Origin of the sequence: Thermophilibacter immobilis (assembly GCF_015277515.1) — a bacterium.
Lineage (GTDB): Bacteria > Actinomycetota > Coriobacteriia > Coriobacteriales > Atopobiaceae > Thermophilibacter > Thermophilibacter immobilis.
In genome coordinates this window covers 1,385,523-1,398,462 of sequence record NZ_CP063767.1, presented here as the reverse complement: position 1 = coordinate 1,398,462, position 12,940 = coordinate 1,385,523, and the positions used below count along the sequence as shown (strand labels likewise).

At 67.0% G+C, this 12,940-nt stretch carries 14 protein-coding genes; 13 read left to right on the top strand and 1 reads right to left on the bottom strand.

The annotated features are described in order from the left end of the window. The first annotated feature begins 9 nt into the window (after positions 1-9). The 13 genes from INP52_RS06265 to INP52_RS06205 all read left to right on the top strand — a co-directional run bounded on the left by INP52_RS06265 (position 10) and on the right by INP52_RS06205 (position 11,055). Positions 10-1,365 (top strand): sensor histidine kinase, encoded by a 1,356-nt coding sequence (locus tag INP52_RS06265; RefSeq protein ID WP_194370058.1) that lies wholly within the window; start codon positions 10-12, stop codon positions 1,363-1,365. A gap of 205 nt (positions 1,366-1,570) precedes the next feature. Next, positions 1,571-2,071, top strand: coding sequence for a hypothetical protein (locus tag INP52_RS06260; protein WP_194370056.1), 501 nt, complete (start codon positions 1,571-1,573; stop codon positions 2,069-2,071). Then, a complete protein-coding gene (locus tag INP52_RS06255) occupies positions 2,068-2,796 on the top strand; it encodes a GntR family transcriptional regulator (protein WP_228478280.1) in 729 nt (242 codons plus the stop codon). The genes INP52_RS06260 and INP52_RS06255 overlap by 4 nt, the downstream gene beginning before the upstream one ends. Then, on the top strand, positions 2,793-3,539 hold the full coding sequence (locus INP52_RS06250) for a GntR family transcriptional regulator (protein ID WP_194370054.1): 747 nt from the start codon (positions 2,793-2,795) through the stop codon (positions 3,537-3,539). Before INP52_RS06255 ends, INP52_RS06250 begins: the two co-directional genes overlap by 4 nt. A gap of 195 nt (positions 3,540-3,734) precedes the next feature. Next, on the top strand, positions 3,735-4,796 hold the full coding sequence (locus INP52_RS06245; protein ID WP_194370052.1) for an SIS domain-containing protein: 1,062 nt from the start codon (positions 3,735-3,737) through the stop codon (positions 4,794-4,796). 76 nt (positions 4,797-4,872) lie between these two features. Further along, positions 4,873-5,532, top strand: coding sequence for a deoxyribose-phosphate aldolase (deoC, locus tag INP52_RS06240; RefSeq protein ID WP_228478279.1), 660 nt, complete (start codon positions 4,873-4,875; stop codon positions 5,530-5,532). 57 nt (positions 5,533-5,589) lie between these two features. After that, positions 5,590-6,441 carry a sugar phosphate isomerase/epimerase family protein gene (locus INP52_RS06235; protein WP_194370050.1) on the top strand — a complete coding sequence of 284 codons (852 nt, stop codon included), beginning with the start codon at positions 5,590-5,592 and terminating at the stop codon, positions 6,439-6,441. Further along, positions 6,438-6,860, top strand: coding sequence for a PTS sugar transporter subunit IIA (locus INP52_RS06230; protein ID WP_194370048.1), 423 nt, complete (start codon positions 6,438-6,440; stop codon positions 6,858-6,860). The genes INP52_RS06235 and INP52_RS06230 overlap by 4 nt, the downstream gene beginning before the upstream one ends. A 28-nt stretch (positions 6,861-6,888) precedes the next feature. Beyond that, positions 6,889-7,359, top strand: a complete 471-nt coding sequence (locus tag INP52_RS06225) for a PTS sugar transporter subunit IIB (RefSeq protein WP_194370046.1) — start codon at positions 6,889-6,891, stop codon at positions 7,357-7,359. A gap of 44 nt (positions 7,360-7,403) precedes the next feature. Continuing rightward, complete coding sequence (locus tag INP52_RS06220) at positions 7,404-8,174, top strand: PTS mannose/fructose/sorbose/N-acetylgalactosamine transporter subunit IIC (protein WP_194370044.1); 771 nt, start codon at positions 7,404-7,406, stop codon at positions 8,172-8,174. Further along, positions 8,164-9,015, top strand: a complete 852-nt coding sequence (locus INP52_RS06215) for a PTS system mannose/fructose/sorbose family transporter subunit IID (protein WP_194372894.1) — start codon at positions 8,164-8,166, stop codon at positions 9,013-9,015. Before INP52_RS06220 ends, INP52_RS06215 begins: the two co-directional genes overlap by 11 nt. A gap of 144 nt (positions 9,016-9,159) precedes the next feature. Beyond that, a complete protein-coding gene (locus INP52_RS06210) occupies positions 9,160-10,401 on the top strand; it encodes an MFS transporter (RefSeq protein WP_194370042.1) in 1,242 nt (413 codons plus the stop codon). A gap of 12 nt (positions 10,402-10,413) precedes the next feature. Continuing rightward, a complete protein-coding gene (locus INP52_RS06205; RefSeq protein ID WP_194370040.1) occupies positions 10,414-11,055 on the top strand; it encodes an HAD family hydrolase in 642 nt (213 codons plus the stop codon). Between the two features lie 348 nt (positions 11,056-11,403). Here the strand turns inward: INP52_RS06205 and INP52_RS06200 are convergent, their stop codons facing one another. Continuing rightward, positions 11,404-12,939 carry a bifunctional alpha/beta hydrolase/GNAT family N-acetyltransferase gene (locus INP52_RS06200; protein WP_194370038.1) on the bottom strand — a complete coding sequence of 512 codons (1,536 nt, stop codon included), beginning with the start codon at positions 12,937-12,939 and terminating at the stop codon, positions 11,404-11,406. Between the last annotated feature and the right edge of the window lies 1 nt (position 12,940).

Genomic DNA, 12,940 nt, shown 5'->3' with positions numbered 1-12,940 from the left:
AAAAGGTCTTTGTCCCAGCGCGTCTTCGCGGCGCTCGTCGCCGCCTGCGCGCTCGTCGCCGTCGTGGTGACGATCGCGGCGTCGGTCCTTTTTCAGTCGGCGTTCTTTGAGGACGAGCACGAGCAGCTCGCGGGGGAGTGCCGCACCGTGGCCTCCCTGCTCGACCGCACGAGCGACGACGTCTCGGTGCTCGACGGGCTCGACTTCTCCGGCATACGCGTCACCCTCGTGGAGCCTGACGGCACCGTGTCCTACGACAGCCTCGCCGACGCCGCGACCCTTCCCAGCCACGCCGATCGCCCCGAGGTCGCCGACGCGCTGAGCGAGGGGTCGGGATCGGCGGAGCGCGCGAGCGCGACCGCCGGCTACGTGAGCCTCTACGAGGCCGTGCGCCTCTCGTCGGGCGCGGTCGTGCGCCTGTCGGTCGACCGCGCCAGCGTGGGGACGTTCCTCTCCCGCGACGTCACCGCGCTCGCGGCCCTGGCGGTCGTGGTGGTGGGAGTGAGCTGGCTCGTCTCTCGGCGCCTCGCCCGCAGCTTCGTGCGCCCGATACTCCAGATCGACCCGGCGGCGGGCGACGCCGCAGCCCCCTACGAGGAGCTCGACCCGCTCGTCAACCGCCTCAACGAGCAGCGCGGCGAGCTCGTCAGGCGCATGGCCCAGCTCCAGGACGCGGACGACCTGCGCCGCGAGTTCACGGCCAACGTCACCCACGAGCTCAAGACCCCCATCGCCTCCATCTCGGGCGCCGCCGAGCTCATGCGCGACGGCCTCGTGCGCAAGGGGGACGTGCGCGACTTCGCCGGGCGCATCTACGACGACGCCCAGCGCCTCTCGGCGCTCGTGAGCGACATCCTCATGCTTTCCAAGCTCGACGAGTCCGAGCGCGCGGGCGACCGGGAGATCTTTGGCCCGGCCGAGCGCGTGGACCTCAGGTCCGTCGCCTCGGACGTGGTCGAGCGCCTGGGCGAGAGCGCGCGGCGCGCAGGCGTGGAGGTGAGCGTCGAGGGGGTCGCGAGCCCGGTCATGGGCAACGCCCGGCTGCTCGACGAGCTCGTGAGCAACCTCGTGGAGAACGCGATTCGCTACAACCCGGCCGGCGGCAGGGTCTACGTCTGGGTGGTCCCCCAGGACGGCCGGCCCTGCATCCGCGTGACGGACACCGGCATCGGGATTCCAAAGGAGGACCAGGGCAAGGTCTTCGAGCGCTTCTACCGCGTGGACAAGGGGCGCAGCCGGGACACGGGCGGCACGGGGCTGGGCCTGGCCATCGTCAAGCACGCCGCCGCCTACCATGCGGCCCAGATCAAGCTCGAGAGCGAGCTGGGCAAGGGCACGAGCGTCACCGTGCTGTTTCCGGCGTAGCCAGCTCCTGTCGGAAGCGGCTCGCGGCTCGTGTCCGGGTGTGGGCCGCACGGCGCGACCCCGGGCGCCGCAGCAGGTGCGGTGGAGGTTTTCTTGGCAGGGCCGCGCCCTTCGCGGCCAGGACGCGGCTCCTCTACAATGACGGGAGTCCCTCGCCGATCGGGGGAGGCGACCCGTGCTGCTCGTGGTGAAAGAGGAGGCCGCCATGGCGCTTTTTGGCAAGGACAAGACGAGGGAGCTGCTCTCAAAGGAGGGCTTCGAGGTCACGAGCGTCCTCTACCAGGCCATGCCCCTCTCTGCCGCTCCCACGGTCTACCAGGACGAGGTGCACCTCGCGTGGGCCGTCCGCATGCCCGCCTCGGAGCCGCGCATCTTCTCCTACGCAGACGTCCTCGCGAGCCAGGTGGTCGAGGACGACGGCACGCAGGCTCCGGACGAGGCGCAACCGGGCGCGGACTCGTTTGCGTCCTTCGTGGCGAACCCCATGCGCGCCTCGCGCCGAAACGCGGCCCGGCGCGCCGAGACGTGCTTTTCCCTCGGCGTGGCCGTGAGGGTGCGAGGAGCCGAGGGGGCCCTGCTCCAGCTGCCCTTCATCGCATCCAGGACAAGCAAGAGCTCCGACGCCTACCGCCGCATTCGCGCAGAGGCGGACGCCCTGCACGAGGCCTTCGAGGCCATGGGACGGCACGGGGAGCGCGGCAGGTGAACCCACGCGAGCTCTCCTGCGCCCCCGCGCGCGACAAGGCGGTGGAGGGCCTCAGGCACTACCTCGAGAGCCACGGGCTCGAGCCCGGCGACCGGCTTCCCGCCGAGCGCGAGCTGTGCGAGAAGATCGGGGTATCCCGCACGGCGCTTCGCGGGGGCATCGCGCAGCTTCGCTCCCGCCACGTCCTCGAGAGCAGGCCCGGCTCGGGCACCTACGTCGCCCGCATGCGCCCCATCAACGTGATGGGGCGCACCTTCGACTTCAGCGAGGCCGTGAGGCAGGCCGGCCGCGAGCCCTCGTCTCGCGTCGTGTGCGCCCAGGTCGTCCTCGCGGACGAGGCGCTGGGCGAGAGGCTCGAGGTTCGCGAGGGGACGTCCCTGTTCCACCTGCGGCGCGTGCGCCTGGCGGACGCGGAGCCGCTCATCATCGACGACTCCTACGTCAACCGCACGCTGTGTCCCGGCGTGGAGGACCACGACTTCTCGCGGCTCGCCCTGTACGAGGTGCTGCTGAGCGAGTACGCGATCCGCGTCGTGTACAGCATGGAGCGCGTGACGGTGGGCCGCCTCACGCCCGAGGAGGCCCACCTGCTCGAGGCACGCGAGGGCCAGGCGGCCCTCGTCCTCGACGGCACGGAGCGCTCGACGGCAGACGACGTCGTGGAGTACCTGCACTCGGTCACGCTGCCGGGCCGCTATCGGATCGCGAGCGTCACGAGCCTATGAGCGCGCCCCAGCACAGACGTGACGATCCGGACGCGAATCAGCCCGCAGCGCTGCCCCCCTACGTCCGCATACGCCGCGACGTGCGCCGCGGGATCGACGAGGGGGCCTATCCCCTCGGCTCGGCGATTCCCTCGGAAAGCGAGCTGTCCCAGGGCTACGGCGTCTCCCGGCTCACGGTGCGCCGAGCCCTCGACGGGCTCGCCGAGGACGGGTCAGTCCTGCGCGTCCAGGGGAGGGGTACCTTCGTCACCCGGGCCGCCCCCTCGTGCGAGGAGGGTCCCCTGGGCTTTCGCGAGAGCATGCGACTCGAGCACCGCGAGGCCTCCGTTCGCATCCTGCACCGGGTCGTGCGCGAGGCCGGCCCCTACTACGCGTCGCTCTTCGGCATCGAGCAAGACGACGCCCTCTACAACGTGCGACGCCTCAACTCCGTGGGGGGCGTCCCCGCCAGCATCGAGGACGTCTGGATACCCTGCCCCCTGCTTCCCGGCATCGAGGACGTGGACGTCTCGCTCTTCAGCCTCTATGAGGCCTATGCCCTGCGCGGCCATCGCGTGACCAAGGCGCTCGAGTACCTCGAGGTCGTCTCCCTCACGGCAAGAGACGCCCAGATCCTGCGCCTCGACGCGGGCGAGCCCGCGCTCCTGCTCGACTGCCTGAGCTACGACGCCGAGGGGCGCGTGCTCGAGCACGCCACGTCCGTCTCGGACGGCGCGACGGGCGTGTACAGCTCGTACGTGTAGGATCCGCCTGCCCCGGCGGGTGCGGGCGCCGTTTCCCATCCCTCTCGCACATGCCGTTTAGTAGCTTTTTAATACCGCTCACGAAGACGCGCCTTCTCGTGAGAATATTGGTATTAAAAACACCTAATCTCTTTCACGTGGGAAGTGGTATTTAAAACATTCCACTCATATATCTTTCTCTCGGGAAGGGGAGCTATGGAGGAGACAGAGAAGGTCGAGATTATGAACTTTGACCAGAAGGGCTACCTGAAGGACGGCGAGGAGCTCTACAAGGTCGGCAAGAAGATGGCGGCGCTGGCCGACAAGGTCGCCGAGGAGGGCTACGACGCCGTGTTCCTGCTGGGCGTCGGAGGCACCTGGGACGAGCTCATGCAGCTCGAGTACATGATGAACAAGTTCGGTGACAAGGACCTCGAGTGCTACCTGATCCACGCCGCCGAGTACAACGTCTCCGGTCACAAGCGGATGACCGAGAAGTCCGTGGTCCTCACCGCCTCCGACTCCGGCACCACGCCCGAGATCCTCCAGGCCATCACGACCATGAAGGAGCAGGGCGTCCGGGTGTTCGCCATGACCAAGCCCGAGGGGCCCATCGGCCAGGCGGCCGGGGCAGAGAACTGCGTCCAGATGGCCTCCGATCATGGCAGCGGCGGCTGCGAGGGCGGCTACTACCTCGCCGACTGCTTCGGCCTGCGCCTGCTCTACCACCGCGGGTGCTTCCCCAAGTACGACGCGTTCATCGAGCAGACCCGGGGCATCTGGTCGGACCTGCTCGACATCCGCAAGCGCTTCGAGCCCAAGGCCGAGGAGATCGCCAAGAAGTACGCCCTGGCCCCCTACACGATGTTCATCGGAGGCGGCGCCCTGTGGGGCGAGACGATCCTGTTCGCCATGTGCATCCTCGAGGAGATGCAGTGGAAGCGCACTCGATACGTCACCTCGGCCGACTTCTTCCACGGCACGCTCGAGCTTGTCGAGCCGGGCGTTCCCGTCATCCTCTTCAAGGGCGAGGACGAGTACCGCGCGCTCGACAACCGCGTCGAGGCCTTCCTCAAGAGCGGCGTCACGGGAGACGACGACGTCGTCGTGATCGACACCGCCGAGTACGCCATTGAGGGCCTCGACCCGGAGTTTCGCGTCATCGTCTCCCCGTGGATCCTCACGGTGCTGGTCACCGACCGCGTCAGCCGCTACTACGAGACCGTCACCAAGCACAACCTTCAGTATCGTCGCTACTACCACCAGTTCGACTACTAGGAGGCACTGCCGCGGCGGGGCACCGGCGTCATCGTCGCCCCGCCGCGCAGGGCAGCGCCCGAGCGGGAGGCTCCTCATGATTAGCATCAATCGTCTTATTGACTACATCCAAGCCCCCGAAGACACGTTCGATCAGTACCTGCAGAAGGCCAAGGAGCATGACTTTCGCTGCGTCTTCGCGAATCGCTTCGAGTTCGAGCAGGCGCGTGACTACCTGTTGGACTCCGACGTCATCGTGGCCGGCTACTGCGACTTTCCCAACGGCGAGGAGAGCGTGGAGGCCCAGCTCGCCGACTTCGAGGACCAGTACCGCGTGGGATTTCGCGAGATAGAGGGGATCCTCAACCAGCATGCCGTCGAGCACCGCCTCTACGACTACCTGGAGCGACAGATGACCGAGATCGCCCTCTTCTGCCGCGACCGCCACATAGACGCCAAGATCATCATCGAGACCTGCAAGATGGACGAGGAGTGCCTCACCAGGGTCTGCGAGATCGCGCTCGCCTGCAGGCCCACCTGCCTCAAGACGTCGACGGGCGAGAGCTTCAAGGGCGCCGAGCTCGACAAGGTGAAGCTCATGAAGTCCCTTCTGGGCGACGAGGTCCAGATCAAGGCCGCAGGGGGCATCCGCACCTATCAACAGGCCCAGGAGTTCCTGGCCGCGGGCGCGTCCGTCCTGGGGGCCAGTGCCGCCATCCAGATCACCCAGGAGCAGCAGGCCCTTCTCGGGGCCTAGGGCTGCGCCGGGTCCCCTGCCATTTTCTCACAAGAGCTTTCTCAAAAGAAGGTAGCGATGAGCGAACACCATGACATCGCCCCCCTGAGTGCGATGAACTGCGAGTATCGATTCTTTGGGCTCGAGGGCTTCTTCGCCGGCGCGCACGATGCCGGCTACGAGGCATGCGAGCTCTGGACGGGCCCCATGCACTACTTCGTGGACTATCAGGGCCATGACTCCCTCGAGGAGATCAAGGCCCTCGAGCGCCACTACGGGGTCAAGGTCATCGGAGTTTGCCCGGAGCAAACCAGCCCCAAGCCGTACAACATGGCCTCTCGCGACCGCCGGATGAGAGAGCGTACCTGCTCCTACTTTCGCAACGTCATCGACGTGGCCTGCGAGCTGGGCGCCCATCAGGTCGTGGCCACCAGCGGATGGGGCTATCTCGACGAGCCACGCGCCGACGCCTGGGAGCGCAGCGTGGCCATGCTGCATCGGATCGGCTCCTACGCACAGCACCAGGGCATGCCCATCGCCATCGAGGCGCTTCAGGAGTCCGAGACGAACCTCGTGCACACGACTGCCGAGCTCTCCCGCCTCATAGAGGAAGCCAAGAGCCCCGCCCTCAAGGTGTGCCTCGACACGGGCGCCATGTGGGCGGCCGGGGAGACCATCGACGACTACTTCGACGTCTTTGGCTCCGACGTCATCCATGCCCACTTCGTTGACTGCGGGGACTGGTCGCACGTGGCCTGGGGGGACGGAAAGCGAGACATGGCCGCAGATCTCGCGCGCTTCAGGGCACGGGGCTACGAGGGGTTCCTCTCCGTGGAGACGGTGGACTCCGAGCACTTCGCGGATCCCGCGGCAGCCGACGCGCGGACGATGTCCCGCTACCACGAGGCGATAAGGGAGCTCCTGCCATGAGACACGTCGTCATAGCCTCGCACGCGCACTTCGCGCAGGGCATCGCACAGAGCGTCGAGCTGCTCGCGGGCACGCCCTGCGACGTCCGCACCCTCTCCTGCTTCGTCGACGGCAACAACGACGTGGCCGTCCTCGCCCAGCGTGAGCTCGACGCCATCCCGGACGCAGACGAGGTCGTCGTCTGCACCGACCTTCTCGGCGGAAGCGTCAACAACGAGTTCCTCCAGCTCGTCCAGCGCCGACCCCGCGTTCACCTGCTCACCAACATGAACCTGCCCCTGCTGCTCACGCTCGTGCTGGGCCTTGACGACAGCGAGGACCTGGCGCCCTTTTTGCGCGAGCTCGTGTCGAGCGACGAGGTAAGGCCGGCCTACTGCAACGACGCCCTGCCCGGCGTGGACGCCGACGAGGAGTTCTAGGCGCCCCGCCCCGAGGAAAGGATAAGAAATGATTCAACTGCTGCGAGTCGACCACCGCCTGCTCCATGGCCAGGTGGCCGTGACGTGGACCTCGGCGCTTCGTGCCGACTGCATCTTCATCGTGGGAGACAAGGTGGCCAACGACAACGTCTGGCGCACCACCCTGAAGCTGGGCAAGCCACGCGGCTGCAAGCTCGTCATCAAGGACATGGCCCACGCCATCGAGGCCATCAACTCCGGCGTCACGGACAAGTACCGCATGATCATCTGCGTCCAGACCCTCGCCGAGGCCAAGCAGCTGGTTGACGGCTGCCCGCAGATCAGGAGCATCAACCTCGGCAACACAAAGGAGACGCCCACTACGAGGGAGGTGACACGGCAGATTTTCCTTGAGGAGTCCGACGTCGAGATGCTCAGGGAGCTTGACGCGCGCGGCATCGAGCTCGAGTACCGCGCCCTTGCGGATGACTCCAAGGTAAACGTGGCACGACTCCTCTGAGCAGGCGTGTCGGACATCGCAGTGAGACAGAATAAGGAGGGACTATGTTTGGACCAGCGCTGATATGCGCATTCGTCGATCTTGTGTTTGGCAGCTTCGACTATCAGTTCGGTACCTTGTACGGCTTCAGGCCCATCGTCGTGGCACCTGTGGTGGGACTGCTGCTGGGTGACGTGCAGATGGGGCTGACGCTTGGCGCGAGCCTCGAGCTGCTCTTCCTGGGCTCGGTCTCCATCGGGGCCTACGTGCCGCCCGACGCCACCTCGGCGGGCATTCTCTGCACGGCCTACGCGATCCTTCTCGGCTTCGACGCCGAGACGGCCGTGGCTCTCGCCATGCCCATCGGCTCCATCATGATTGCCCTGAGCAACCTGTTCTCGCCCGTGACCAACGGTCTGAGCGGCCTTGCCCCCACGTACGCCGCCGCCGGGCAGGACAAGAAGATCGTGGGGCTCCACTGGCTCATCGCCCTCATCTACGTCCCCATCAAGTTCGCTGTCATCTACGCGGCGGTCTACTTTGGCTCCGACGCCGTGGGATGGGTCCTTGACGTCGTGCCGGATTTCGTGCTCACCGGCTTTTCCATCGCGGCGAACATGCTGCCGGTCATGGGCTTTGCCATGCTCGGTCGCATGATCTTCACGAAGTCCCTCATGCCCTTCTTCTTCCTGGGCTTCTTGCTCACGGCATACGCCAACATCCCGGTGCTCGGCGTCGCCCTGATAGCCGTGATCATCGGCATCGAGAAGGCCGGCATCTTTGACCAGCGCAAGCCCGCGCTCGCGGCAGAGGGAGATGACGATGATGACTTCTGATAACACGACCCCCACGGAGCTCAAGGACAATGAGCGCGTGATCACCCATCAGGACCTCGTGCGGTCCGCGGTCAACGTTGGTTCCCTGGGCATGGAGTTCTCGTGGACCTATGCCAACCAGATGGGCATCGCCTTCTGTCTCATGATCATGAAGATGCTGAAGAAGATCTATCGCGACGACCCCGAGGGCTATGCCAAGGCGCTCGAGCGCCACGTCGCCTTCTTCAACATCACGCCGCAGATCGCCCCCTTCGTCGGCGGCATCGCGATCTCCATGGAGGAGAAGATCGCCAAGGGCGAGCTCGAGCCCGAGTCCGTCAACGAGGTCAAGGCCGCCCTGATGGGTCCCCTGTCCGGGATCGGCGACTCCATCTTCCTCACCTGCATCCGCATCGTGGCCGTCGCCCTGGGCATCTCCTTGTGCCAGTCGGGCAATCCCCTCGGACCCATCGTCTACCTGCTCATCTACAACGTCCCCGCCTTCTGGCTGCGCATCTGGGGCGTCCAGAAGGGCTACGAGGTCGGCGTCGACCTGCTCACCGGTGCCGAGAAGAGCGGCCTCATGGATGTGATTATGCAGATCGCGGGCATCGTGGGCTGCATGGTGATCGGGTCCATGACCAAGGACATGTTCTGGGCCACCATCAGCGTCGAGTTCGGCATCGGCGATGCCGCGACGACTCTGCAGGACGTCCTGGACGGTATCATGCCCGGCATCGTGGGCCTTGGCTTCATGGGAATCTACTACTGGCTGCTCTCCAAGAAGATCAGCCCCGTGTGGCTTATCCTGGGCACCATGGCCTTCGGCGTCATTGCCGCGTTCTTTGGCTTCATGGAGTAGGAGGGCACTCGGTTTTTCTGAGGTGGCGCGCTTCAAGAGGCTTCGAGACCGGGCGCACGCGGGAAGGTCCGCGCGCGCCCGACGCTCTGGGCGAACGGTTCACGGGCTTGTCGGCAAAAACGAGCTTTGCGGGGAAGGGTGCGTATGACGCGAGAAGACAAGGCAGCACGGCGTGCGGAGCGCCTTGCGCGCGAGCCCCTGACCTCGCCCGAGGTTCGCCTCATCGCCCTGGAGTCCTTGCAGTGGTGCGCCAACAACGCGGTCTACTTCCTCGGGCTCATCGGCATGGCCACCTACGACCTCGCGGCCGACGCCTTTGTGATCGCGGCCATCACCTTGGCGCGCAACCTAGCGACCGCGCTCGCCAACGCCGCGTCCGGCCCCGTGATCGATCGCTACGGCCCTCGTCGCACGGCGCTGGGCACGCTCGCCGCAGTCGTGGTCGTGAGCCTGGTCGTGGCCGTGCTGCCACCGTCCGTTCCCGTCCTCGTGTTCGCGGCGGTTGCGCTCGGTCTCTGCGGGGGCTCGATCAACACCTGCACGCGGACCTACCCGGTCTATCTCGTGAGCGGCAAGGAGCGCCTCTCGGTCCTGAACGGCCTCATGGTCTTCTACAGCGACATCGCCTTCACGATCGGCCCCCTCGTGGGCGCCGCCCTCGTGGGGACCTTTCCCACGCGCTACGTCTACTTTTTCATGGCGGCATGCATGGCTGTCGCCTTCGCCCTCACGTGGGGCTGTCGCGAGCAGGTGGTCCCCGAGCGCGGGGCCGGCGATCGCGAGGGGCGCATCGGCATGCTCAACGGCATGCGCGAGGGCGCGCGCATCGTCTTTGGCTCCCGCTTTTTGCGCGTGCTCTTCCTTGCGGGGTTTCTCGGCTTCTTTGCCTTTGGCGCCTTCGACTCGCTGGAGTCGCTCTTTTATAGAGACGTGCTGCAGGTGGACATCGTGTGGCTGGGCATCCTCTCCGCCGTCAGCGGGGTGGGGTCGAGCGTGGGCGCCTTCCTGCTCACCCGCGTCAACGCCAGAAAAATCACCATGGGCCTCTTGCTGGGCTCCCTCTTCTTCGTGGGCGTGGGGTCGATGGTCTACACCGGTACCGGCATCCTGACCGTCGCGATCGTGGGCCAGGCCATCACGGGGCTCGCCTTTGGCATCGAGGAGCCCGCCGAGACCGTGCTCGTGCAGGAGGCGACGCCCATGGAGTACCTCGGTCGCGTGATGGGCTTCACGCGCCTCGGCCTCATGAGCGCAGGGGTGCTCCCCCTGCTCGTGGCACCCTTCCTCGCCGAGGCCCTCGGCGTGCAGGCGGTGCTCTTCGGGGCCTCCGCCATCATCGCCGTCATGGGGGCCCTCTTCTACCTCAAGTATCGCGATCTCTCTTAGTAAGGAGCCTGGATGGACCGTCCCACAGGCGTCGAGTGCGCCCTGTTCGACTTCGACGGCACGCTCGCCGACACGGAGGCCTACAACATGCGGATCCTCGCCTCGATCTGTCGGAAGTTCGGCGTGGAGCCCACCATCTCCGAGCTGGGAAGCATTGCGTCCAGCTCCGGCGAGGAGACCGTTCCCGCCCTGTTTGCCGGCCATGGGCGTGAGGTCAGCGCCGAGGAGTTCTTCTCGGACTGGTCGGACAACAAGGACGTCTACTACGAGCTTCCGCTTAAGATCGCTCCAGGGGTGGAGGGGCTTCTCGGCAGGATTCGTACGCGGGGCGTGCGGACGTGCGTGGTCTCCACGACCGAGGCCGACCGCCTGGAGGCGGCGCTCGGGCGCACGGGGATGCGCGGCTACTTCGACGACGTGGTGGGGTGGGAGGCCACCGAGCGGCACAAGCCGGACCCCGACCCCTATCTGGAGGGGCTGCGTCGCATGGGCGCAGACGCCTTTCGTTCGGTCGTCTTCGAGGACTCCCCGGCGGGCGTCCGCGCGGGCAAGGCGGCCGGTGCCTACGTCTTCGGCTGCCACTGCCTGTCCACGAAGTTCGACGTCTCCGCCGCCGACGAGGTCATTGACACCTTCGAGGGCCTGGAGCTGTAGACCTCCGGAGCCGTCCTGCCGTCCTCGTTTCTTCCTCTAAAAATTTTATGTATGACTCCGCTCGATCATAAAAAAGTGGCAGAAGAGGACGGGCCCCCGCGCGACCTGTTGATGTTCAGATAGTTTTACTTTTTGTTAGCATTTCGAGTCGACATAAATCTTTTCAAGGGAGAGGGGAGAGGTCGGGCTAACGCTCGCGAGAATCTGCTGGCTTCCGGGGCCTCGTCGTAAGGATTGGGGCGCAATTTTTATCTACGGGGACGAGAAATCCATCTGGAACCCCTTTGGGACGGACGTTTTGCCCGTTGAGCTGCCGAGAAGAGGCCTCGGTAGGCCGTCGAGAGACGCCTACAGTCGCAGCTCCCAGAGGCTGGTCCAGCCGGGCAGGGGGAGGCCCTCGTACGGAAGCCAGATCGGGCGGTGCCGCATGAATCCCCAACGCTCGTAGAGCGCGTTGGCCGACACGTTGGAGACCGACGTGTTTATCCGCACCACACGAGCTCCCAGCTCACGCGCCGCGCGCTCGCCGGCGCAGAGAAGCGCTACGGCGACGTCGCGCCCCTGCGCCGCGGGGTCCACGGCCAGAAGGTGGTAGCTCGCGAGCTCGCCTGCGGGCAGCACCTCCCAGTCGGGTCCGCCGGTGCCGCGCCCGGCCCCGGGCAGGCTCCCGTCGCCCACGTCGGCGTCGTGGTCGACGGCGAAGGCACCCAGAAGCTCGGCGTCCGGAAGGGGCACCCCGTCGCCCACGTCGGCGGCGTCGAAGGCGCCCCAGTACGAGCCGTCGCCCAAGAGCTCGCGCGCGAGGCCCACGGGCGGCCAGACATCCTGGATCCAGCCGGAGGTGCCGGCGCGCGCGTCCACGTGCTCGTAGAGGGTGTTGAGCGCCGTCGCCCAGCGCTCCTCGCGCGGCAGGGGCACCACGGTGACGTCGGCCGGCGCGCACGAGGCGTCCAGCGAGCCGGGTACGTGGCGCACGTCGTTCAAAGCCACCGTGCCCAGAAGCTCGCGCGTCACGGCATCCGCGGCCACCTTGGGCAGCGTGTGGTCGGCCCCGCTCACCACGACCAGGCGCGCGTCGGGGACGGATGCGGCGATTCGATGGGTCTCCTCGGGCAGGATCGTGTCCAGCTCGCCGACCATGACCGTGGTCGGGCAGGTGATGCCCGCGAGAGACGCGGCGTCTATCTGCGGCTGGTCGACCATGAGCTGCAGGAGCTCGGCGACCCGGCCCGCCTCGGCGGGGGAGGGCGCAGCCGTCCCGTCGCCCAGAAGCACGCCCGCACGTCCGCCTTCCGCCCAGGCGCGGTTGGCAGCCGCGGCCTCGACCATGAAGCGCCGGTCCTCGTCGGGAAGCCCCTCCGGCGTGAGGTTCGCGCCGAGCGCGGTGAGCGAGAGCACGTGAGCCCCCCAGTCACGGGCCAGAAGGAGCCCCAGGATGGCCCCGTCCGAGAAGCCGAGCACGTGGACCTGGGTCGCCCCGAGCCGCGCGCAGGCCTCGCGCGCGTCGGCGGCCATGAGCTCGTAGCTGAGCGGAGCCGCGCCCCGCGAGCTGGCGCCCTGCGCGCGGGAGTCCACGGCCACCACGGAGCGCCCCGCGGCCACCACGGCGTCGATCGTGGGGCCAAAGATGCCGTGCTCCTCGCCGTTGCCGTGCAGCATGAGCACAGGGGGAACGCCGGCCATCAGGCCAAAGGGCGTGCCCGGCTCGTCGCGGACGCCCGCGGGCGCATAGACCCAGGCTACGATGGCGGCGCCGTCCTGGCACGGGACCTCGACACGCGCCGCGACAGGGCAGCGCGGCCGCTCGTAGGGGCGGCTCACGTGGACGGGAGGCAGCGGCGGAACGGGCGCGCCCACCGGCGGCGCCGGAGCCGAGGCGCCCATG